General features: G+C 65.3%; 17 protein-coding genes. 9 read left to right on the plus strand and 8 right to left on the minus strand.

What is annotated here, in order from left to right; translation table 11 throughout:
- The 4 genes from P1X14_RS05535 to P1X14_RS05550 form a co-directional block, all read left to right on the plus strand.
- The coding region (locus tag P1X14_RS05535) for an ATP-binding protein (RefSeq protein WP_277314320.1) at positions 1–726 on the plus strand (726 nt) is incomplete at its 5' end.
- 76 nt (positions 727–802) lie between these two features.
- Entirely contained in the window at positions 803–1,708 is a 906-nt protein-coding gene (locus P1X14_RS05540; RefSeq protein ID WP_277314321.1) for an intradiol ring-cleavage dioxygenase, read from the plus strand.
- 303 nt (positions 1,709–2,011) lie between these two features.
- A complete protein-coding gene (locus P1X14_RS05545) occupies positions 2,012–3,202 on the plus strand; it encodes a nucleotidyltransferase family protein (protein ID WP_277314322.1) in 1,191 nt (396 codons plus the stop codon).
- Positions 3,169–4,467 (plus strand): MFS transporter, encoded by a 1,299-nt coding sequence (locus tag P1X14_RS05550; RefSeq protein ID WP_277314323.1) that lies wholly within the window; start codon positions 3,169–3,171, stop codon positions 4,465–4,467. Before P1X14_RS05545 ends, P1X14_RS05550 begins: the two co-directional genes overlap by 34 nt.
- Positions 4,468–4,746: 279 nt before the next feature.
- On the opposite strand, the gene P1X14_RS05555 is transcribed toward P1X14_RS05550, so the two are convergent.
- The 3 genes from P1X14_RS05555 to P1X14_RS05565 form a co-directional block, all read right to left on the minus strand.
- A complete protein-coding gene (locus P1X14_RS05555; protein WP_277314324.1) occupies positions 4,747–5,136 on the minus strand; it encodes a response regulator in 390 nt (129 codons plus the stop codon).
- 66 nt (positions 5,137–5,202) lie between these two features.
- Positions 5,203–7,671 carry an ATP-binding protein gene (locus P1X14_RS05560; RefSeq protein WP_277314325.1) on the minus strand — a complete coding sequence of 823 codons (2,469 nt, stop codon included), beginning with the start codon at positions 7,669–7,671 and terminating at the stop codon, positions 5,203–5,205.
- A gap of 56 nt (positions 7,672–7,727) precedes the next feature.
- Entirely contained in the window at positions 7,728–9,095 is a 1,368-nt protein-coding gene (locus tag P1X14_RS05565; protein WP_277314326.1) for a GGDEF domain-containing phosphodiesterase, read from the minus strand.
- Between the two features lie 564 nt (positions 9,096–9,659).
- Between P1X14_RS05565 and P1X14_RS05570 the strand changes: the two genes are divergently transcribed.
- Both P1X14_RS05570 and P1X14_RS05575 read left to right on the plus strand, forming a co-directional pair.
- Positions 9,660–10,970, plus strand: coding sequence for a UDP-glucose/GDP-mannose dehydrogenase family protein (locus P1X14_RS05570; RefSeq protein WP_277314327.1), 1,311 nt, complete (start codon positions 9,660–9,662; stop codon positions 10,968–10,970).
- A gap of 279 nt (positions 10,971–11,249) precedes the next feature.
- Positions 11,250–12,704, plus strand: a complete 1,455-nt coding sequence (locus tag P1X14_RS05575) for a carbamoyltransferase C-terminal domain-containing protein (RefSeq protein WP_277314328.1) — start codon at positions 11,250–11,252, stop codon at positions 12,702–12,704.
- 120 nt (positions 12,705–12,824) lie between these two features.
- On the opposite strand, the gene rfbB is transcribed toward P1X14_RS05575, so the two are convergent.
- Both rfbB and rfbA read right to left on the minus strand, forming a co-directional pair.
- Positions 12,825–13,859: a dTDP-glucose 4,6-dehydratase gene (gene rfbB, locus P1X14_RS05580; RefSeq protein WP_277314329.1), complete on the minus strand. Its 1,035-nt coding sequence runs from the start codon at positions 13,857–13,859 to the stop codon at positions 12,825–12,827.
- The gene (gene rfbA / locus P1X14_RS05585; protein WP_277314330.1) at positions 13,856–14,734 is read right to left on the minus strand and encodes a glucose-1-phosphate thymidylyltransferase RfbA; all 879 of its coding nucleotides are present in this window, start codon (positions 14,732–14,734) and stop codon (positions 13,856–13,858) included. Before rfbA ends, rfbB begins: the two co-directional genes overlap by 4 nt.
- A gap of 219 nt (positions 14,735–14,953) precedes the next feature.
- Between rfbA and P1X14_RS05590 the strand changes: the two genes are divergently transcribed.
- On the plus strand, positions 14,954–16,096 hold the full coding sequence (locus tag P1X14_RS05590; RefSeq protein WP_277314331.1) for an SET domain-containing protein: 1,143 nt from the start codon (positions 14,954–14,956) through the stop codon (positions 16,094–16,096).
- Here P1X14_RS05590 and P1X14_RS05595 read toward each other — a convergent pair.
- Positions 16,093–16,566 carry a GNAT family N-acetyltransferase gene (locus P1X14_RS05595; protein WP_277314332.1) on the minus strand — a complete coding sequence of 158 codons (474 nt, stop codon included), beginning with the start codon at positions 16,564–16,566 and terminating at the stop codon, positions 16,093–16,095. The genes P1X14_RS05590 and P1X14_RS05595 overlap by 4 nt on opposite strands.
- An 86-nt stretch (positions 16,567–16,652) precedes the next feature.
- Between P1X14_RS05595 and P1X14_RS05600 the strand changes: the two genes are divergently transcribed.
- Positions 16,653–17,603 (plus strand): Gfo/Idh/MocA family oxidoreductase, encoded by a 951-nt coding sequence (locus P1X14_RS05600; protein ID WP_277314333.1) that lies wholly within the window; start codon positions 16,653–16,655, stop codon positions 17,601–17,603.
- Between the two features lie 186 nt (positions 17,604–17,789).
- Here P1X14_RS05600 and P1X14_RS05605 read toward each other — a convergent pair whose 3' ends face one another.
- On the minus strand, positions 17,790–19,655 hold the full coding sequence (locus tag P1X14_RS05605; protein ID WP_277314334.1) for a CHASE4 domain-containing protein: 1,866 nt from the start codon (positions 19,653–19,655) through the stop codon (positions 17,790–17,792).
- A complete protein-coding gene (locus P1X14_RS05610; RefSeq protein ID WP_277314335.1) occupies positions 19,655–21,577 on the minus strand; it encodes an EAL domain-containing protein in 1,923 nt (640 codons plus the stop codon). The genes P1X14_RS05605 and P1X14_RS05610 overlap by 1 nt, the downstream gene beginning before the upstream one ends.
- A gap of 358 nt (positions 21,578–21,935) precedes the next feature.
- Between P1X14_RS05610 and P1X14_RS05615 the strand changes: the two genes are divergently transcribed.
- Positions 21,936–23,288, plus strand: coding sequence for a phosphatidylinositol-specific phospholipase C domain-containing protein (locus tag P1X14_RS05615; RefSeq protein ID WP_277314337.1), 1,353 nt, complete (start codon positions 21,936–21,938; stop codon positions 23,286–23,288).
- The last annotated feature ends 77 nt before the right edge of the window (positions 23,289–23,365 follow it).

Consider the following 23,365-nt stretch of genomic DNA (forward strand, 5'->3'; position numbering starts at 1 on the left):
GGCACCCGCACGCCGATCCCGCGCGAAGGCCCGCGCGAGGTCCGCGAACTCGCCGGCGCGCTGGACGCGATGCAGAGCCGCATCCTCGAACAGGCCGAAGGGCGCACCACGATGCTGGCCGCCATTGCGCACGACATGGGCACGCCGATCACCCGCCTCGCCTTCTGGGTCGAGCAATTGCCCGACGCCGCGCGCGACCGCGCCAATGCCGATATCGACGAGATCCGCGCGATGCTCGCCACCGTGCTGCGCTTCGCCCGCGACGAGCGCGCCGACGCCCGCGACCGGATCGAGCTGGGCAGCCTGATCGAAAGCCTGGTCGACGACATGACCGCCGCCGGCACGCCGGTCGACATGGAGTCCGGCCCCCGCGTCGTGCTGCGCGGGGATTCGCAGTCGCTTCGCCGGCTGTTCGCGAACCTGATCGAGAATGCGGTGCGCTACGGGAAAGTGGCGAACATCGCCTACAGCGCAGCCGATCCGGGATGGGTAGAGGTGTCGGTCTCGGATCGCGGCCCCGGATTCCCGGCGAACCCCGAATCCCTGTTCACCCCGTTCGTACGCGGCGAATCCTCGCGCAACCGCGCGACCGGCGGCACCGGCCTGGGCCTCGCCATCGTCCGATCGATCGCGGAGGCGCATGGCGGCACCGTCAGCCTCGAGAACCGCACCGAGGGCGGCGGATGCGTGCGGGTGCGCTTGCCGGTGGAGCCTGCAAACAACTGAAATTTTTGTGCGATGCCGCGAAATTCGCGGATGCATTTGCGCGTGCAGTTCGGTGCCACACCACGAGGCACACCGAATGCACGATCTGCACGATCACGATCTGGGACTGGCGCACGACCTGAAGGCGCTGGCTGCGCTGACCAGCCGCCGCCGGGCGCTGCGCTGGTTCGCAGGCGCCGGCACCGCCGCGATGCTGACCAGCTGCGACAGCGGCGGCACGACGACCGGCACGAGCGGTACCACCGCGACGCCGACCCCGACCCCGACCCCGACCCCGACTCCCACCACCACGCCGACACCTACGCCAACGCCGACCACCACCGGCTGCATCGCCGATCCGTCCGAGACCGGCGGCCCCTATCCGGCCGACGGGACCAACACGTCGAGCGGCACCACCTCGAACGTGCTGACCGCCGCGAACGTCGTGCGCAGCGATATCCGCTCGAGCTTCGTCGGATCGTCCACCGCCACCGCGGCGGGCGTGCAGCTGACCATCACGCTGACGGTGGTGAACGTGAACGCCGCCTGCGCGCCGCTGGCGGGCTATGCCATTTATCTGTGGCACTGCACCCGCGACGGGAAATACTCGCTCTACGACCTGCCCGCCGAAAGCTATCTGCGCGGCGTGCTGGTGACCGATGCCAATGGGCAGGTGACCTTCACCACCATCTTCCCCGGCTGCTATTCCGGGCGCTGGCCGCACATGCACTTCGAGGTGTTCTCGAGCCTCGCGACCGCGACCGGCGGCCGCTATGCGGTGCTCACCTCGCAGCTCGCCATGCCCAGCGCGACCTGCACCCAGGTTTACAATAACGCCACCGGCTATTCGGCCAGCATCAGCGCCTTCGCGGGCGTCACGCTCAACGGCGACAATGTGTTCGGCGACAATAGTTCGGCACAGATCGCCCAGCAGACCCCGACGATGAGCGGATCGGTCGCGGCCGGCTACACCGCCAGCGCGGTGATCGGAATCGCACGGTGATGCCGTGCGGGTGGCGGCCCTTCCGCTTTCCGGCCTTGCAGCACGGGAGGGCCGCCGCCGCTGAATGAACTCGACTAGCCTCTCCTGCCGTTGCGCAGAGAGGAGCGTGATCGCGGCCCGTTCTCCCCTGTAGGGGCCGCGCCACGCTGGAGGGAGCCTTTCTCGCCCTTCTGTGCCCCCTGGGCGAAGAAAGGCTTCCTCCCTGAATTGTCGCTCCGGGGGGAGCGACGGCGCCCTGCTCGCGGGACCCGGCAGCCTCCTGACGGGCTATCCGGCGGGCGGGGCGCTGATATAGGTGGCGCGATGGCGCCCACACCGGACAATCCCAGCCCCGAATTCCGCTTCGTCTGCGCCGCCTGCCGCTGGCCGCGCGCGGCACGCGACGGGGCGGTGTGCGAAGCCGCCGCGGTGCCAGGGATCGACTGGAGCCGGGTGGCGCAGATCACCAAGCGCCATCGCGTCTGGGGCCTGGTCGCCGATGCGGTCCGCGCGTCGAAGATCCCCGTCCCGCTCGAACTCGACAAGGCGCTGTCCGAACAGGCCGGGCGGATCGCGCGGCAGAATCTGGGTGCGGCGGCAGAGACCAAGCGGCTCGGCGCGATGCTCGATGCGGCGGGGATCGACTGGATCACCTTCAAGGGGCTGCCCGTCGCGATCCAGGGCTATGGCAATCTGTCGGTGAAGACCGCGAACGATATCGATATCCTGATCCCCGTCGCGGGCGCCGAACGCACCGCAGCGCTGTTCCGCGAGGCCGGCTATGTCCGCTTCTCGCCCGGCCCGGAGATCGCCGACGATCAGGTCGCGGCTTGGATGCAGGTCTCGAAGGAAACCGGCTGGCGGCATCCGGGCAACGGTTTGATCGTAGAACTGCACAGCCGCTTGCTGCAGAACCCCGCGCTGCTGCCACAGGCCGCGCTGGACGCCCCGCGCAAGCGCATCGCGATCGCGCCCGGCCTCGACGTGCCGACCATGGGCGATGCCCTGCTCTTCCCCTATCTCTTCGCGCACGGCGCCCATCATGGCTGGTTCCGCCTGAAATGGCTGGCCGACGTCAACGCGCTGCTCGCGGCCGATCCGCTCGGGCCCGAGACACGCTATCGTGAAGCAAAGGCGATGGGCGTCGGGCGTTGCGCGGCGCAGGGGCTGTTGCTGTTGCACGAGATGCTCGGCCTCGACCTGTCGCCGGCCTTCGCGAAGGAACTGCGCGCCGATGCGGCGCATCGAAGGCTGGTGCGCATCGCCAAGGCGTGTCTCGGCGGCGAATTCGAAGCGAAGGACCATGCCAGCCCGATGGCGCGATCGATGCTGCCGGTGCTTGCCGCCGGCCTGCTGCTGCGTCCCGGCATCGGCTACAAGCTGAGCGAACTGGGCGCGTTGGCGGCCAACCCTGCGGACCGGGCCACGGGGCGTCTGCCCAAATCCCTGTCTTTCCTCTATCCCGTGCTGGGCGGCGTGCGATGGACGCGCCGGATGCTGGGGAGGAAGCCATGAGCGAAGCGAAGCGGATCAAGTCGATCCTCGGCGGTTCGGCGGGCAATCTGGTCGAATGGTATGACTGGTATGCCTATGCGGCCTTCACCGCCTATCTCGCCCCGCATTATTTCCCCAAGGGCGATCCGGTCGCGACCCAGCTCAACGCCTGGGCGATCTTCGCGGTAGGCTTCTTCATGCGCCCGATCGGCGGCTGGCTGATGGGCGTCTATGGCGACCGGCATGGGCGCAAGGCGGGGCTGACGCTGTCGGTGACGCTGATGTGCCTCGGCTCGCTGATGATCGCGATCACGCCGGGGTACGAGACCATCGGCGCATGGGCGACGATCTCGCTGGTCGTGGCACGCCTGATCCAGGGCCTGTCGCTGGGCGGCGAGTATGGCGCCAGCGCCACCTATCTCTCCGAAATGGCGGGCAAGCAGCGCCGCGGTTTCTTCTCCAGCTTCCAATATGTCACGCTGATCTCGGGTCAGCTGATCGCGCTGTGCGTGCTGATCCTGCTCCAGAGCGTGATGGCGAAGGAGGATCTGTCCGACTGGGGCTGGCGCATTCCCTTCCTGGTCGGCGCGATGCTGGCGGTGATCGTCTTCTGGCTGCGCCGCAAGCTGCCCGAGACCGAGAGCTTCGCGAAGCGCGAGGCGGGTCAGCAATCGGGCATGTTCGCGCTGATCAAGCATCATCCGCGCGAGGCGATGGTGGTCGTCCTGCTCACCGCGGGCGGCACGCTCGCCTTCTATGCCTATTCGATCTACCTGCTGACGTTCCTGAGCAATACCAGCGGCTTCAGCAAGGAAGTCTCGACCCAGATCAACGCCGCGGCCCTGTTCGTCTTCATGTGCCTGCAGCCACTGGCGGGCGCACTGTCCGACCGGATCGGGCGCAAGCCGCTGATGATCGGCTTCGGCGTGCTGGGCGTGATCTTCACCTGGCCGATCTTCACCACGCTGGAGACGGTCAGCACCCCCGTCGGCGCCTTCCTGCTGATGACCGCCGCGCTGGTGATCGTCACCGGCTACACCTCGATCAACGCGGTGGTGAAAGCCGAACTGTTTCCCGCGCATATCCGCACGCTGGGCGTCGCCCTGCCCTATGCGCTGGCGAACGCGATCTTCGGCGGGACCGCACCTGCGATGGCGCTGAAGTTCAAGGAATGGGGCTGGGAACGCGGCTTCTATCTCTACGTCACCGCGATGATAGCCATCTCGCTGGTGACCTACCTGACGATGCGCGACACGCAGAAGCATTCGAAGATATTGGAGGATTAAATCCTCCCCGGAGGGGGAGGTGGCAGCGTAGCTGACGGAGGGGGCGCCGCGGGCGATATCGCTTGGGGCAAGCCCCCTCCACCGCTTCGCGGTCCCCCTCCCCCTCCCCCTCCGGGGGAGGATTTCTCGGCCTTGAAATGTTGGATTTCGCCTGCTTTGGCTCAGCGCGCTCCGCCGGCCGGGGCCGCTCTTTGAAACCGCCAGACCCCATTGCCGCAGATATGCGCGATAGGGCCGGACCAGTATGAAGCTAGTGTGAAGTTCCGCGCGGCCAGAACGTCAGAGGATCATGCCGCCGCCGCCGCGGATCGCCAGCACGCGGCCGATCGAATCAAACAGCGCGTCCATCGCCACCGGCTTGAACAGCACATCGTCCGCGCCCGCATCCAGGCAGCGCTCGCGCAGGTCGGCACCGGTGTCAGCCGTGACCACGATAACCGGCAGGTTCGCCTTCTCGTCGGTGCGTGCGCGGATGTGACGAATCGCTTCGATGCCGTCCATGCCGGGCATGCGCAGGTCCATCAGCACGACATCGAATTCCTCATATTCGATGCGCGCAAGACCTTCCTCGGCGAGACCGGCTTCCGCCATGGTCGCACCTGCCACGTCGAGCATGTCTTTCACGACCCGACGGTTCATCGGATCGTCCTCGATGAAGAGGATATTCATTCGTTGCAGCCTCTTGCGGGCCAGTGAAATTGAGCGACCGTTTTCATTCCGTGTCCCGCTATCGTCTCAAGCCGCGCGCGAAACAAGCGGCCCGGAGCCAGGAGTGCCCGAATTTTCTTCCGTCTGCGGAATCAGCGCCTCGATCAAAGCGGCTCCGGCAACAGGTTTTTCAATGACTTGGCCCACGCCACTGCCTTTCAGAGAGGTCATGACCGCTTCGTCGGGTTTCATCCACAAAATTGCACTAGCTGCCCCGATTTCGCCCGCCGCGGCCGCCAGCCCCGCCAGAACCCCGAACGGATCGTCGCCCGCCGCCTTCAGCGTGGCTTCGTCGACCAGCAATTGCGTGACACCCCCGGCCTTCAGCGCTTCCAGCGCTTCGTCGGGCGTCGCCAGGAACTTCAGCGCACCCACCCGCGGCTCGAACAACGTCTTCAACATCGAACGCGCGATCGGATTGCGGTCCAGAATCAGCATCATGCCGCTCGCGCCGCTGGGTGCCTCCACTTCCGGAGCTTCGGCGGGGACCAAGGGCAGATCGACGGTGAACTTCGATCCGCTGCCCTCGGCGCCGTCCACCGCGATGTCGCCACCCATGGCGCGGGCAAGGTTGCGGCAGATGGTCAGGCCCAGGCCGGTGCCGCCGAACTTACGCGTGGTGCCCGAATCGGCCTGCTTGAACGATTCGAATATCTCGTCGCGCTTCTCCGCCGGGATGCCGATGCCGGTATCGGTGATCTCCAGCTTCAGGCGGCGCGCATCGCCTTCGCCCTCGGCCGTGGCGCGGACGCTGACGCCGCCCGCCTCGGTGAACTTGATCGCGTTGGACAGCAGGTTGAACACGATCTGGCGCAGGCGGCCGGCATCGCTGACGATCCAGTGCGGCGCGTGGCTCAGGTGCAGGTTGAACGCCAGCCCCTTGGCCCGCGCCTGTTCTTCCCAGATCCGCGTTACTTCCTTCAGCGTGGCGCACAGGTCCATCGGCGCGGCGTCGACGGTCAGATTGCCTGTCTCCATCTTCGCCACGTCGAGGATATCGTCGACCAGGCTGCGCATGGTCATCCCCGCGCCATGGACGATGCCGATCCGGTCGCGGATCGACGGGTCGAGCCGCTGGTCGTGCAGCATCACCTGCGTCATGCCCAAGATGCCGTTCAGCGGCGTGCGGATCTCGTGGCTGGTGGTCGCCAGGAACTCGGTCTTGGCCTTCAGCGCCTTTTCCAGCGCGACATTGGTCTCACCCAGCACGATGTTGGCGTCGCGCACCTTGTTGCGGCTGCGGCGGATGCTGATCAGGCCCCATGCCAGCGCCGCCATCACGATAAGGCTGGCAGCGCCGAGGCTGAGGAACAGATTGCGCTGATATTCGGCGGTGCGGCGCTCAGTCTCGGCCTTCATCTCGGCGATGCGAGCCTTCTGACCCTCGTCGTTGAACTCGGCCGAGCTCAGCGCGGTGCTGAAGGTCGTGGCGACCTTCGCGGCCTCGTCCGTCAGTCGGCGCACCGCCTCGAGATGCTGGAGCGCCAGGCTGGTCTCGCCGGTCTTCTGGAAAATCTCATAGGCAAAGCGATGCGCGTCGAGAAAATTCGAGCTGGTCGTGGCCAGATCGACACCCTCGAAGGCCTGAACGATCAGGCCGCGCGCCCGCGCATAATCGCCGCGGCCCATCGCGACGCGCGCGGCAGTCGCGAGCAATTGCTGGCGAAAATTGCGGCTGTTTTCGCCTTTGGCGAGTGCGAAGCCACGCGCGAGGGTCGCTTCGGCTTCGTCGAGCCGCCCGTCTTCGACCTGAGCCCGGGCGATATTGCCGAGGATTCGCGCTTCGAGCAGCGGCTTTTCCATCTCGCGCGCGATCTTCAGCGCCTTGTTATACTCCGCTTCGGCCTCGCGATATTTGTTCAGCTCGAGCAGCATGTTGCCGCGGCTGTTGTACAGCGTCAGCGAAAGCGACGGATCCTTGTCATAGGCCTCGGCCGCCTGACGATAATAATCCTCGGCGCGGTCATAGCCGTTGGCGGCGGAATAGAGGCTGCCGAGATAATGGAAGGCCAGCGCCTGGCTGCGCGCCTCGCCCAGCTGCTTGAAGATCTTGTACGCTTCCTGATAGCTGCCGAGCGCAAGCGCGGCCTTGCCGTCGTCCATCTGCAGCGATCCGAGCGACAGCAAAAGGTCGCCACGCAGCTTGATCGTCATGCCGCGCGTATCGGCCAGCGTCTGGGCGATGATCGGGCGCGCCTTGTCGACCTGGTTCAGCCGCAGATAGGCTTCGCTGGTCAGCCAGCGGGCCGTGGCAATGGCAACGGTGCGTTCCTGCCCCGGCGGCAGGCGGCTGGCGAGTTGCTCCGCGACCCCGGCGAGCCGCAGCCCTTCCTCGGGATCGGCGACCATCGTGGTGCGGGCGCGTTCCAGTGCGGCGTCGACCGGCGACTTGCCCTGCGGCGCAGGCGCAGCGGCGGTCTGCGCGACCGCTTGTGCCGCCGGGAGGCAGCACAGCAGCGCGAGACACGCGGTCAGAAGGCGAATGGATGCACGCATTTCAGCGTCAGTCTTGCATACAGGGAATTAAGGCACCCCTAAAGCGCGGCTAGGGATCAGGCGCGCTTCCAGAAACTTTCGGGGCGGATGAACGAATTCGCGCCGCCGGCGCCCGAGAAATAGCTGTCGTCGGCAAGGAACTGCCGGAACGCGTCGAAACCGAGCGGGCGCGAGATCAGATAACCCTGCACCATGTCGCATCCCATCACGCTGAGCAGCGCCAGCGCCGACGGCGTCTCGACGCCTTCCGCGACGACTTCCATCTCCAGCGCATGCGCCAGATCTATGGTCGAACGGACGATCAGCGGATCGCGATTGCTGCTGGTGAGCTGCATCACGAACATCTTGTCGATCTTCAGTTCCTTGGCCGGAAGCTGCTTGAGATAGGCCAGCGACGAAAGGCCCGCGCCATAATCGTCGATCGCCAGCGTCACGCCGATCTCGGCAAAGCGGTTGAGGTGGCGGATCGCGCTTTCGGGATCGCGGATCACCGCGGTCTCGGTGATCTCGAAACCGATCTTGGCATCGGTGCTGCTCACGATCTCGCAGGCTTCCTCGACGAACGCCTTGTCCGCCAGCAGCACGCCGGAGATGTTGATGAACAGCGTCAGGTCCTGCCCGTCGCTCACCAGCGTCTGCTGGTCCTGGATCACCTGACGCAGCGTCCACAAGGTCAGCGCCGAAATCTCGCCCGCCTGTTCGGCCACCGAAATAAAGTCGCTCGGCAGGATCAGCCCGCGCACCGGATGTTCCCAGCGCACCAGCGCCTCGGCCGAGCTGATCTCCTGCCGGCGGACATGCACCTTGGGCTGATATTGCAGGAACATCTCGCCCGCGGCCATCGCCCGGGGCAGTTCGCGCATCAGGGTCAGCTTGTCGAACGCCAGATCGGCGCGCGACAGATCGAGCATCACCACCCGATTCTCGGCATGAGCCTGCTCCAGCGCCGATTCGGCAGCCTCGGCCAGCCGGACCTCGTCGCTTTCGGTCGACGGGGCGGCGGCGATACCGAACTGCAGGTTCAGCTGATAGCCTTCGCCGTCCAGGTCGATCGGGCGCTGGAACGCCTGACGGACGCGATCGATATCGGCAGCGGCCGCTTCGCAGCTGTCACGCTCGAACGCGATCTCGACGATCGCGCGGCCGGCGATGCTGATTCGCACATCGTGACACAGCTCGGCGATGCGATCCGAAACGTCATGGACCAGCGCATCGGCGCGCGGGCGGCCCAGATGGCGGCGCAGCGTGGTGAAATTGTCGATCTGGCAAAGCACCAGAATCCGCCAGAAACGGCCCTCCGGACGGCGGTCGCCGCGGCCGGATCGCGCGGTCGTCGGACGGCGCGGGATATGGTGCATGAAGCGGGCTTCGGTCCTGCGCGGCGAGCCGTCGCCGGTGGATACGGTGCTGCGTTCCCCGCTCACGCCGGGACCCGCCGTGGCGGGGAGAGGCACGCCCTTATCTGGCGCGGGAGGCTCTATCCTTGCCGACATCTGTACCGTGACTAGCCCTTCACCCTTGAAAGAAGGGTTAAGCGAACGCTGTCCTTGACCCGCCCAAATCCCTGACAACGCGCTCAATCCGCAGAAACCCGTATTGATTCATCGTTAAATTCCCATTAACCACCGAATCGCGCACTAGTGCGTACCGATGGGAGACTGAAATGACTTTGTTCGCGCTTCTTTTCCGCGACGGCGTTGGCGGCGACGAAATTCGCCCCTTGTAAGCTGATCGCTACTTCCGGACCGGCGGTGGAGTGTCTTTCTGACTAAGACATGCTGACCGGTCCGGACGGTTTCAAAAGCCGCGGGGTTCCCCTGCGGCTTTTTTGATTCATGCTCGATTCGAATGCTTTGATCGTTACTTTTACGACATAATCGCCTCACGATGGTGCAGGTGACCGCTGTCATTCGAACGCCATGATCTTGCCCTAGCCGACAGGGGCGCTAAGGCGTTTCCAAACCAATCAAAACGTCAGGGGATTTGCATTGCGTATCGCGATGATCGGCACCGGCTACGTTGGACTCGTCTCCGGGGCGTGTTTTTCGGATTTTGGCCATGACGTGGTTTGCGTCGACAAGGACGCTCGCAAGATCGAGCTGCTGCATCAGAATGTGATGCCGATCTACGAGCCGGGCCTTGCCGAGCTGGTCGCCAGCAACGTGAAGGCGGGCCGCCTGTCGTTCACCACCGATCTGGCCGAGGGCATCAAGGATGCCGACGCGATCTTCATCGGCGTGGGCACGCCCAGCCGCCGCGGCGATGGCCATGCCGATCTGACCTATGTCTTCGCGGCCGCGCAGGAGATCGCGGAGAACCTGACGAAGGATTCGGTGATCGTCACCAAATCGACCGTCCCGGTCGGTACCGGCGACGAGGTCGAGCGGATCATGAACGAATTCGCACCGGGCAAGGGCGCGATGGTCGTCTCCAACCCCGAATTCCTGCGCGAAGGCGCGGCGATCGAGGACTTCAAGCGCCCTGACCGCGTCGTGATCGGCACCGAGGACGAGAAGGCCCGCGACGTGATGCGCGCCATATATCGCCCGCTTTCGCTCAACCAGAACGCCCCGCTGCTGTTCGTCGGCCGCCGCACCTCGGAGCTGATCAAATACGCCGCCAACGCGTTCCTGGCGGTCAAGATCACCTTCATCAACGAGATTGCGGACCTGTGCGAACAGGTCGGCGCGAACGTGCAGGAAGTGTCGCGCGGCATCGGCATGGACAACCGCATCGGCGCCAAGTTCCTCCATGCCGGCCCCGGCTATGGCGGATCGTGCTTCCCCAAGGACACGCTGGCGCTGATGAAGACCGCCGACGACAACGATACGCCGCTGCGCATCGTCGAGGCGACCGTGCAGGTGAACGACGCCCGCAAGCGCGCGATGGGCCGCAAGGTCATCAAGGCGATGGGCGGCGACGTGCGCGGCAAGTCCGTCGCGATCCTGGGCCTCACCTTCAAGCCCAACACCGACGATATGCGCGATGCGCCGTCGATCGCGGTGATCCAGGCGCTGCAGGACGCCGGCGCCACGGTGAAGGCCTATGACCCCGAGGGTGTCGAGCAGGCCAGCAAGATGCTGACCGATGTCGAATTCTCCGAAAGCCCCTATGCCGCGGCCGACGGCGCCGACGCGCTGGTGATCGTGACCGAATGGGACGAATTCCGCGCGCTCGACCTGGGCCGGATGAAGGGGCTGCTGAAGACCCCCCTGCTGGTCGACCTGCGCAACATCTATCCGCCCGAGGAAGCCGCGAAGGCCGGCTTCACGCTGGTGGGCGTTGGCCGCGGCGCGTAGTAGGATCGCCCTCGATCAACCTGGTTTGGAACGAGGGTCGCGCTGAAACCCGTCTATGTCCTCGGCACGGGGCTGTCGCATGACGGCTCGGCCGTCCTGCTGAAGGACGGCCGTGTCTGCGTTGCCATCGAAAAGGAACGCGTCACCCGCCGCAAGCATGACGGCGGAAACGATACAGCGGCCATCCGCTATTGCCTCGACGCGGAGGGCATTGCGCTGTCCGACGTCGATCTGGTCGTCCAGTGCGCGAATTTCGAAATTCCCCGACGCGACGGCTTCATGGGCCAGCGGATCTTCGCCGGCAGCGACCACCCGCCCATCGTCAGCATCTCGCATCACCTCGCCCATGCCTGGAGCGCCGCCGGCACGACCCCGTTCGAGGATGGCGCCATCCTCATCATCGATGGTTGCGGCAGCCCGTTCGGACAATGCACCGATCTAGATCCCGCGATCCCCGCGCCATCCGAACCCGGTTATGCCGGTGAATGGTACGAGAAGGACAGCTTCTATCACTTCGACGGGCGCGACGTGGTGCCGCTGCTGAAGGATTTCAGCCCGTGCCTGCAACGCACCACGGGACATGAGCGGCAGCCGCGAAGGGGGACCACGCGCCACTCGATCGGCGGCTTCTATGCCGATGTCAGCAACTATGTGTTCGGCAATCTCGACGATGTCGGCAAGCTGATGGGCCTGGCGCCCTATGGCCGGCCGGGCGCCGTACCGCACGCCGCCTTTGTGGTGCGCGACGGCAGGCTGTTCGTGCAGGACGAATGGGCAGCGGCGCTGGACCGTCCCGCTTCGGACTACGACGCGTTTCGTGCCGATTTCCAATATTATGCCGACATCGCGTGCTGGGCGCAGAGCGAAGTCGAAGGTGCGATCGCCGCGCTATTCCGCGAAAGGCTGGCGCGTTTCCCGGCCGATCGCGTCGCCTATGCCGGCGGCGTGGCGCTGAACGCCGTGGCGAATGCCCGCCTGCTCGACGAGAAGCTGGTCCAGCAACTCTATATCGAACCGGCGGCAGCCGATAACGGCCTCGCGCTGGGCTGTGCGTTTCACGGCTGGATGAAGGTGCTTGGCCGCGACCGGGTGCCGCATGACGGCAATACCTGTTTCGGCCGCAGCTACGCCTCTGCCGAAGTCCGGCAGGCGCTGGCAGACGCCCCGGCCGATTGGCGCATCGCCGATCTTGCTGCGCCGGAACTGACCGCGAGGGTCGCCGCGCTGCTGGCCGAAGGGAAGACCGTGGGCTGGTTCCGCGACGGCAGCGAGTTCGGCCCCCGCGCGCTGGGGCATCGCAGCATCCTCGCCCATCCTGGCTGGCCGGGCATGGGCGACCATATCAATGCCAACATCAAGTTCCGTGAGGATTTCCGCCCCTTTGCCCCGGCGGTGCTGCCCGATCACGCGGCCGCCTGTTTCGAGTCCGGGCGTGACAGCCCGTACATGATCCTGGTCGATCGCACGAAGCCCGGCCTTGCCGATGCGCTGGCCAACGTCACCCATGTCAACGGCACTGCGAGGGTCCAGACAGTCGACCGCGGGTGGAACGCCGCCTTCCATGATCTGATCGAAGCCTTCCACGGCATCACGGGCATTCCGGTGCTGCTCAACACCAGCTTCAACCGCCGCGGCATGCCGATCGTCGAGACGCCATCCGAAGCGGTATCGCTGTTCGCCGAGACTGCGCTCGACGTGCTGGTGCTTCAGGATACGCTGATCCTGAAAGCCTAGAGTCGTTTTCAGCGATGCTGAAACGGCACCAGCCCGCTCCCCCACCCGGCCTCCCACAGAATATGCTGGATGGGAGGCCGGGTGGGGGAGCGGGCTGGTGCCGTCTAATTGAAAACGACTCTAGCGAACCCCCAGCCGCTCGCCCGAATAGGCGCCGGCGCGGATCGCCTGCCACCAGTCGCAGTTGGCCAGATACCAGTCGACCGTCGCGGCCAGACCGGTCTCGAACGTCTCGTCGGGCGACCAGCCCAGTTCGGTTGCGGTCTTGCTTGGGTCGATCGCGTAGCGGCGATCGTGGCCGGGGCGGTCGGTGACGAACGCGATCAGGTCGCGATGGCCGCCCTCGCCCGTCCGTGCGTCGATCAGATCGCAAATCGCTTCGACCACCTGCAAATTGGTCCGCTCGGCGCGACCGCCGATCAGGTAGGTTTCTCCGGTCTTCCCGGCTTCCAGCACCCTCGACAGCGCGCGTGCATGATCCTCGACGTGCAGCCAGTCCCGGACATTCGCGCCGCGGCCATAGACCGGCAGCGGGCGCCCCTCGAGCGCGTTGAGGATCGTCAGCGGGATCAGCTTTTCCGGGAATTGCCACGGCCCGTAATTGTTCGAGCAGTTCGAAAGCAACACCGGCAAGCCATAGGTATGCCCCCAGGCGCGGACGAAATGGTCGCTCGCGGCTTTGGACGCCGAATAGGGCGAGGACGGGTCGTAGGCGGTGTCCTCAGTGAAGACGCCATGATCGAACGGCAGGTCACCGAACACCTCGTCGGTCGAGATATGGTGGAAGCGGAAGCCGTCGCCGGTCTCGCGCCAATAGTCGAGCGCCGCATCGAGCAGGCGGACGGTGCCGACCACATTGGTCTCGACGAACGCGGCGGGGCTGTCGATCGATCGGTCGACATGGGTTTCGGCCGCCAGATGCATGATCGCGCCGATCCGCTCCTCGCGCAGCAGCTCGCCGACCAGTGCCGTGTCGCCTATATCGCCATGAACGAAGCGATAGTGCGGCGATCCTTCCAGCATCGCCACCGCCGCGGGATTACCGGCATAGGTCAGGCTGTCGAGATTGACGACGCGCCGCCCCTGCCCGGCCAGCAGCCGGCACACCGCCGAGCCGATGAAGCCGGCGCCTCCGGTGACGAGGACGCTACTCAATGATGCGCTTCGACGCAGCGGCGGAGGTAGCGGGCATAATCGGTCTTCCCCAGCATATCCGCGCGCCGCAGCAGCGCGGGCGCGTCGAGATAGCCGAGATCATAGGCGATTTCCTCGGGACAGGCGATCTTGATCCCCTGTCGATGCTCGATGGTGCGCACGAAGCTGCCCGCATCGTGCAGGCTGTCATGCGTGCCGGTATCGAGCCAGGCATAGCCGCGGCCGAGGCGGTTCACCTGCAAATCGCCCTTCTTCAGATACGCCCCGATCACGTCGGTGATCTCCAGTTCGCCGCGCGGCGATGGCTTCAGCTTGCGGGCGATGTCGGTCACACCCTTGTCGAAGAAATACAGGCCGGTCACTGCCCAACTCGACTTGGGCTTCTTCGGCTTCTCGACGATGGACTTGGCGATACCGTCCTCGTCGAAGCTCACCACGCCGTAGCGCTCGGGATCCTCGACCTGATAGGCGAACACGGTCGCGCCACCCTCCACCGCCGCTTCGGCCGCCGCCCGGCCCTTCGCGCCGATGCCGTCGCCATGGAAGATATTGTCGCCAAGGATCAGCGCCGCGGGTCCGCCGTCGAGGAACTCCTCGCCGATCAGGAAGGCCTGGGCGAGGCCATCAGGGCTCGGCTGTTCGGCATAGCTGAGATTGATCCCGAACTCCGATCCGTCGCCCAGCAGTGCGCGGAAGGCAGGCAGGTCGCGCGGGGACGAGATGATCAATATGTCGCGGATGCCCGACAGCATCAGCACCGACAGTGGGTAATAGATCATCGGCTTGTCGAACACCGGCAGCAGCTGCTTCGAGATCGACAGCGTCGCGGGATACAGGCGCGTGCCCGATCCCCCGGCGAGGATGATCCCCTTCACGCCATGGGCGGGGGCTGGACTGGCTTTTGCGAGCATGGCGCCACCTTGCCCGCACAATGGTTCAGAAACCCTTTTCGGGGCCGCCACCACTCGATTCTGCGGCCGCGATTCCAGCCGACCCACTAGCCGTTGATTCGCCGCGACTCGTGGAGTCACCACGAGTCGCGGATAGACGGATTCTTCCGAACATGGTAAACAGGTCGTTCGGGAGTGGGGTTTTTGGGCTTCGACTTGTGGTTCCTGCTGGCGGTCGGATTCAGCTTTTCCGGCTATGCTGTCTACCTGATGGGCCTGCGCCGGCAGACCGTCCGGCCGAACCGTGCGTCTTGGCTGATCTGGGCCGCTTCGACCGGGCTTGAGGCGCTCACCTATGCCGCGGTGAACCCCGGCGCGCCGCAGGGTTGGGTGTTCGCGGTCTCCTCGGTCGCCTGTCTCGCCGTCACCCTCGGCATCTGGCGCCGCTCGTCCTGGGCGCCGCCCAGCAACACCGAAACCTTCTGTATCGCCGCCTGCATGACATCGCTGGTCGTATGGCTGGTGTTCCGCGAAACCTTCTGGGCGCACATGCTGGTGGTCGCCGCGGTGCCGGTCAGCTTCTGGCCGACCTGGGTCAGCGCGATGCAGGACCGCAGCCGCGAACGCTCGCCCGCATGGGGCCTGTGGACCTTCGGCGATCTCGCCACCCTGCTGGTCGCGGTCCGCGCGGGCCAACCGGGCGTGGCGGAACTCAGCTATGTGCTGATCGAGTTCCTGTGCCACGCCAGCGTCTGGTTCATGATCGGCCTCGCCACGATCAACCCGCTCCGCTCGTTCGGCGTGCGCCGTGGCGGGCTGTTCTTCCTCGACCGGTTCAAGCCGCAATCGGGCATGTTCCGGGTCGACGAGACCCATCTGGGCAAGGCCGTATTCGCCGCCGCCAACTTCAACGAAGGCGATACGCTGATCGAATTCACCGGCCGCCGCTTCCGCGCCGATCAGGTGCCCAGCCTGATGAGCGGCGAAGGCGACCGTTTCGTCCAGGTCACGCCCGATCACTATATGGGGCCCAGCGGCCGGATCGACGATCTGGTCAACCATAGCTGCGCGCCCAATGCCGGGCTGCGCTTCACCGACGAGGGCGTGTTCCTGGTCGCGATCCGCGCGATTCTGAAGGGCGAGGAGATCGCCTGGGACTATTCGACGACGCTGCGGGAATCGAACTGGCACATGATCTGCCAGTGCCGCTCGCCCGAATGCCGCCGCGTCATCGGCAATTTCGATTCACTCGATCCCGCCGCGCAGGAATTCTTCCGCGCCCGCAATCTGGTCGCCCCCTATCTGCGGCGGACCGACGATGTGGTGCGCAAACGCCGCGCGAGCTAGACGGCCCGTTCCATATAGGCGGCGTCCGCGCCGTAGCCTGTCAGCTTCGTCCGCAAGGCATTGGTCGTCGCATCGACGAAACCCAGCCGCGCCCAATAGCTCGCCGCCCCGCCGACCGCGACCAGCGCGAGCAAGGCGATCCCCCTGCCCTTCGCCAGCACGGCCACCGCGTCGACTGCCTGCGCCACCGCGCCCGCGCCGCGGAAGTTTTCGTCCACCGCGACATCGTGGAGATACCAGCAATCGTGATCGTCCGGGATCGCGCCGAGCAAGATGTTGAGCGCCGGCGGGCTGGCCCGCCGCCACGGATGGCTGACCAGATAGCCGCCAATCTTCGATCCGTCGGCCAGCGTCCGGCACCCCTCCCCGCACAGCGCCAGCCGCTCCGAGAACACGAAGTCATCCTCGGCATAGGGACCGAGCAACCGGCGCGAGAGCGCGCCGATCGCCGGGATGTCTTCGGGTGCCATCGCTCTCCAGATCATGCCCGGTCCCTAGCATGGTTGCAGGCCCTTGCGACCGCGCCTAAAGCCGCCCCGCAAGCCGAGGGGAAGTCATGAAGAATTTCGCGTTGATCGGGGCCGCCGGCTATATCGCGCCGCGCCACATGTCCGCCGTGCGCGATACGGGCAACCGCATCACCGTTGCCTATGACGTCAACGACAGCGTCGGCATCATCGACAGCTATTTCCCGGATGCCGACTTCTTCACCGAGTTCGAGCGGTTCGACCGGCACATCTACAACCTGACCCGCGGCACGCACGAGAACGCGATCGACTATATGGCGATCTGTTCGCCCAATTATCTCCACGACGCGCATTGCCGCTTCGCCATGCGCAGCGGCGCGGATGCGATCTGCGAGAAGCCGATCGTGCTCAATCCGTGGAATCTCGACGGCCTGCTCGAGATGGAGCAGGCGACCGGCCGCCACGTCCACACTATCCTCCAGCTCCGCCTCCACCCCGCCATCGTCGCGCTGCGCGAGAAGGTGCAGGGCGAGGCGCGCAACACCAAGCATGAGGTCGATCTGACCTACATCACCTCGCGCGGCCATTGGTACATGCAGTCGTGGAAGGCCGATGTGCCCAAGTCGGGCGGCATCGCCACCAATATCGGCGTCCATTTCTTCGACATGCTGCATTACATTTTCGGCGCGTTGCAGGCGAACGAGGTGCACTGGCACGACGACCGCCACGCCGCCGGCTATCTCGAATATGAGCATGCCCGCGTCCGCTGGTTCATGTCGATCGACATCGACGACGTGCCCGCCGAAGCGCGCGCCAAGGGCCAGCGCACCTGGCGTTCGATCACCGTCGATGGCGAGGAGATCGAGTTCTCGGGCGGGTTCACCGACCTGCACACGCGGTCTTACGAGGAGATCCTCGCCGGTCGCAGCTTCGGGCTGGAGACGAACCGAACCGCGGTGGAAGCGGTCTCGCATATCCGCAGCGCGGCGGTGACGCCGGGTTCGTCGATGGAGCATCCGTTCGTGGCGCGGCTGCGCTGAGATTCTGAAGGCGGGGCCAACCTTGCCGGGGCAAGAATAGGTTCGGACCTAATTCCTCCCCCGGAGGGGGAGGGGGACCGCGAAGCGGTGGAGGGGTAGTCTCCACAGGCACTATCGCTCGCGGATAGTACCCCTCCGTCAGCCTCCGGCTACCACCTCCCCCTCCGGGGGAGGATTTTGAATGGCCTAGGCCGCCTTCTCCACCGGCACTACCTGCGCCGCCTTCAGCGTGATCACCGCGCGGGCGCCGTGGCCCTTGCCTTCGCTCTTCAGCTCCAGCGTGCCTTCCATCGCCAGCATCGAATTGGCGCACCAGTGCAACCCCAGCCCGCCCGACTTGTGCTCGCGGGTCGAGAAGCCGCGCTGGAACAGGGTCGGCGTCTTTTCGGGATCGAAGCCCTCGCCATCGTCGCGGATCACGATCTCGACGCGGTCGCCGCGATCATGGATCGAAACCGCGATGCTGCCGCTGTTGCGGCCGGTCGCGGCAATCGCCTCGGCCGAGTTGGAGAAGAGATTGCCGACCACCTGGCTCAGGATCACGCGGTTCGCCATCACCAGATGCGGCTTGGACGGGAAGCTGAACGCGATCGAGCTGCCGCCCGAGTAGCGCGCGATGGTCGCGTTCTGGGCGACGATGTCTGACATGTCGCACGCGGCAAGCTGGGGCCGCTCATGCGCAGCTTCCTGCTGCTGGCCGATGATCTCGAGCACATGGTGCAGCGCCTCGCGGCCGATCTGGATCTGCTGCTTGCGGTTCTCGCGCTCTTCCTCGACCGCGTGGACCGCCGCCGCGAGGAACGCGACCAGCTTCTGCCGCCGCGCCTCGGGAATGTCGCCGCGCACCAGTTCGCCCAGCGCACGATCGAGAATGTCCTTGTCGATCGGCTGCTGCCGCGATGCGCCCTGGCTCAATACGGTGCTGATCGGGTTCAGCGCGTTGCGCACATTGTGCATCACCGCCACGGCGCTTTCGCTGCGGCCAAGGGTGAAGCTCTGTACCTCGAGCTGTTCGCGCAGGTCCTTGAGCTGCTTCAGCATCGCGTTGAAGCTGGTGATCAGGCTGCCGATCTCGTCGCCGCGCGGCTCCTCGATCAGCAGGCCGAGCGAGCCGGATTCCTGCACCACGCCCATATGCTGCTCGACCCGGTTGAGCGGGCGCAGCACCATGCGGACGATCATCCGCCGCAGCACCCACAGCACCACCGCCAACAGCACGCTCGATCCCACCACCGCCAGCAACAGCATGCGCTGGCCCAGCGTGGAGAGGTCGCGCGGCACGTCATAGGCGGCGGTTGCCACCGCGCGGCCATCCGCGCCGGGGATCGGCACGGCGATGTTGATGCTGCCGTCATGCGGCGTGACGATGACGTCGTTGGCGGTGCGGCCCAGATCGAGCCGGGCAGTGAGCTGAAGCAAGGTACTGAGCTGTGCCGAGCCGAGCGTACGCGCCATCATCACATAGCCGCGCGGTTCGCCCGAACCGTCCGACTTGCGCACGCGGGCGATGCCCACCGCGGCCAGCCGGTCGCCGAATTTCAGGAAGAAGCTGGCCGAACTCTTGCCCTTCAGCGCCTTTTCGGGATCGATCGCGGCGACGGTGCGGGTCAGCACCGCGCGCATCGCGGGCACGTCCTGCTCGGTCTTGGGATCGAGCCAGCGCGCGATCACGATTTGGCGGTCGTTGCCGATATAGGCCATGCCGTCTACGCCGAGATTGACCATCGCCAGCGGCGAGAAGCTGTCGCGTTCGAACGCCTCGTTGCGCTCGCCCATGTAATTATAGCTGTCGGTCCAGTCGCCATAGTCCTTGACCGTATTCTCCACCTTGGAGGCGAATTCGGTCAGCGTCGCGCGGGTGCGCTGGACATGGCCGTCCACTGCCCCATCCTCAAGCTGGTTGAAGCTGGGGGTGATGACGGTGGCGAGCAGCAGGGTCAGCGCGACCGCGCCGAGAAGCCCGACGCCGGTCAGGATGAGCACCAATTTGGCGCCGAGCGATGCCGGGACGGCGAAGCGCCTGCCCCCTCGCTCGACCGAGCGAGCAGACATCAGCCGTGGGTCCCGTTACCTGCCTGGATTTCCGGTTCGATCGCTTCTTCCACGTCCTCCTCGACGGCCATGAAGCGTTGCGTGGCGAGCCACAGCGCGTCTTCCTCGGGCATCGGGCGGGCGAGGTAATAGCCCTGCAGATGGCTGCACCCCGCGACGCGCAGCGCCTGGAGCTGGGCTTCGGTCTCGACGCCCTCGGCCACGACTTCCAGCCCCAGCGCGCGGCCGAGATGGATGATCGAATGGACGATCGCGGCGCTTTCGCGCTCACGGCCCATGCCGTCGATGAAGCTGCGGTCGATCTTCAGGCAATCCAGCGCGAACTTGCGGATATTGTAGAGCGACGAATAGCCGGTGCCGAAATCGTCCAGCGCGATGCGGAAGCCCATCTGGCGCAGGCGGAACAGCGTCTCCGACGCGCGCTCTACATCGTCGAAGATCGCGGTTTCGGTGATCTCGATCTGGAAGCGCATCGGGCTGACGCCGCGATGCTGTACCCGTTCGATGATGTGCCCGACAAAGTTCGGACGGCGGAACTGGCGGGGCGAGAAGTTCACCGACACATACTGACCCGGCCATTGCTGAAGCACGCGGACCGACTCGTCGATCACCCAGTCGCCCAGCTCGTGGATCAGGTTCGATTCCTCGGCGATGGGAATGAACATGCCCGGCGAGATCATGCCATATTCGGGGCTGCACCAACGCAGCAAAGCTTCGAAGCCGACGACTTCGAGGCCCTTGCCGCCGACGATCGGCTGGAACACCAGCTTCAGCTCGCCATTGGCGATGGCGCCGGACAGGCCGGCCTCGATCAGGCGGCGGAAGCGGATCGATTCGTCCATGCTCTCGTCGAACACGCGGACGATGCCGCGGCCGCCGCGCTTGGCTTCGTTCAGCGCCAGATCGGCGCGGCGCATCACGTCGATCGGATCATTGTCCTCGCCGGCATTGGCGATCACCAGACCGATCGAGCAACCGCCCTGCACCGAATGGCCGAACACCTTGAAGCTGGTCGAGCAGGCCTTGATCAGCTGTTCGCTGGTCATCACCGCCTCGTCCTCGCTGCCGCACTTCTTGAGCAGCGCGAATTCGTCACCACCCAGGCGCGCGACGAAGCCGTCCTCACCGATATTCTCCTGAAGGATGGCATAGACCATGCGGATCAGCTCATCGCCGGCCAGATGGCCGAACGTGTCGTTGACCAGCTTGAACCGGTCGAGATCCATCATCGCCATGGCGAAGCATTCGCGCTCGCGGACATAGTCGGTCAGCACGCGCAGGAAGGCGAGCCGGTTCGGCGCGTCGGTCAGCGAATCGTGATTGGCCATGTGGGTGGCCTTGGATTCGTTCGCGGCCAGTTCGAGCTTCTGCTCTTCCAGCACGACGACCTGCTCGGCCAGCGCGGTGCGGGCGGCCTTCAGCTCCAGATCGACCTGCCAGCGGCTGCCCAGCGCGGTCGCGGTCTGGATCACTTCCTCGGCCTGGAACGGCTTGGCGATGTAGAAGATCTTGTCGGCGGGACCGGCGGCTCGGCTGATGTCGAGCGGAGAGAAATCCGAATAGCCGGTGACGATGACCAGGTTGATGTCGGGATCGAGCGCGCGGATGCGGCGTGCGGTTTCCTTGCCGTCGATGCCCGGGGGCATGCGCACGTCGATGAACGCCACCGAGAAGCGGTCGCCGCTGGCGATCGCCTGCTCCACGGCTTCCACCGCGTCGAGACCCTGCATGAAATGCGCGCAGTCGAATTCGGCATCGTTTGCCGCGACCGGCGCCGCTGCCGTGTCGTCATCGTCGCCGAACAGTTCGGCGGCCATCGCCGACAGTGCGGACGAGTCCGCGCCGCCCCCGGCCTTGCTGCCGAAGCATTGGCGATACGACTCGTGCATCGCCGGTTCGTCATCCACGATCAGAATGCGCACCTGTGTCACCCCCATAGAGTATTTCCACGGAGTAACCGTGCAGCGTTAATCGGGAGTAAAGGGCGTAGCGAGCCGTTCGCCTCCCGGGCGGTTTGCGCGTGAGCGTGATCGTCGCTTCTCCCCGCCCGGAGGAGTGGCGCTACGGGAGCAAGCCGGAGCCGCAACCGATCCCTGCGGCTCCGGTTTGACCCCGCCGAAAATCCATCCGGAATGAAATTGATTCGGCTTTGGCCGTGACTATCGTCCGGCCTGCGGCGGCGTTTCTCGCCTGTTCTTCATGAAATCACCGGCCCTTTGCCATCGCCTGCGCGCGAGCGCGTCGGTGCCGGACCGCAATATCCTTGGGGGGAGAAACTACATGGTCGATCGCAAGAACTGGATGTCGGCGATTCCGGATACGCAATCCGTCGGCAGGATCGCGCTTCCGGGAACGCACGATGCTGCGACGCATACCGCATGGGCGAGCAACTGGAACTATGCCGCGCTGGGCTGGGGCATCGCGCGGGTGCGGCTCTACAAGAAGTTCGTCCAGTGCCAGGCGATCGACGTCGCCGCACAACTCGATCACGGCGTGCGCTTCCTCGACCTGCGGGTGAAGCATGAGAATGGCGAATTGCCGCTCTATCATGGCAGCGCCTATCTCGACTGGAAGCTGCCCGAGGCGCTCGACATGGTCGAGAAGTTCCTGAAGGCAAATCCGACCGAGACCGTGCTGGTCAGCATCAAGGACGAGGACGGCGGAGACCGCAGCGGCACATCGGACGCGATCAAGAAGCTGCTGGAGGCCCGCGCCAAGGCATCGCCGAAGACGCCCGCTCCCTACACCAAATCCATCGTTCCCGTCCTGAAGGACGTGCGCGGCAAATGGGTCCTGATCAATCGCACCTATGAGACCAAGGGCTTCGGCATCTTCGCCAACCTGAAGGACAATGCGGTCTATAATGAAGAGCAGGTGCAGGGCGACGGCACCAAGGTCCGCTTTGCGATCCAGGACGTGTATGCGCCGCTGACGATCGAGGGGAACTGGGCCGGCAAGGCGTGGGATGTCTTCACCAATGTGTTCAAATCGAGCCTGAGCCGGAAGATCGAGGCGATCCGCAAGGGCTATGCCGAGACGGCCACGGATCAGGACGATCTGCGCATCGCGTTCATTTCCGCGAACGACTGGCCCTCGCGCACGCCGGGCGAGTTCGCCGACGATCTCAACCCGCAGGTCCGCAAGTTCCTGCGCGAATGGGCGGGCGGCAAGCCATGGATCACCGTGCTCGATTATGCCGGGCATTTCGGCAAGGATTCGGAGGATCCCGTCGCGGCGATCATCGCCAGCAACAGCTTCGTCGACGCCTCCGGCACAAAGCATCGCGACAGCCTGGGCACCGAAGAGGAACTCAAGCCGGGCGAGCGGCTGGTCTCGCAGAACAACGCGTTCGAAGCGGTGATGCAGAAGGACGGCAATTTCGTCGTCTATCGCGATGTCGATCGCTGCCCGATGGCGTCGACTTCCACCCATGGGGAGGCGTCCACCCGCGCCGTGCTCCAATATGATGGAAACTTCGTCATCTATGCCGGCACGAAGCCGCTGTCGCACACCGATACGGCCAATAACCGGGCGAAGCGGCTGACCCTGCAGGGCGACGGCAATCTCGTCCTCTACGATGGCGCCGGCAAGGCGGTCTGGTCGATCCTCAGCAATTCCTTCGTGCGGCGCTGACCGCATGCTGGCCGCGCCGCCTTGTCCGCGGCGCGGCCAGCGCCTAATCCGCTATCGTCCATTCGCGGAAGGTCAGG

The organism is Sphingomonas sp. AOB5 (assembly GCF_029433115.1).
Taxonomy (GTDB): Bacteria; Pseudomonadota; Alphaproteobacteria; order Sphingomonadales; family Sphingomonadaceae; genus Sphingomonas.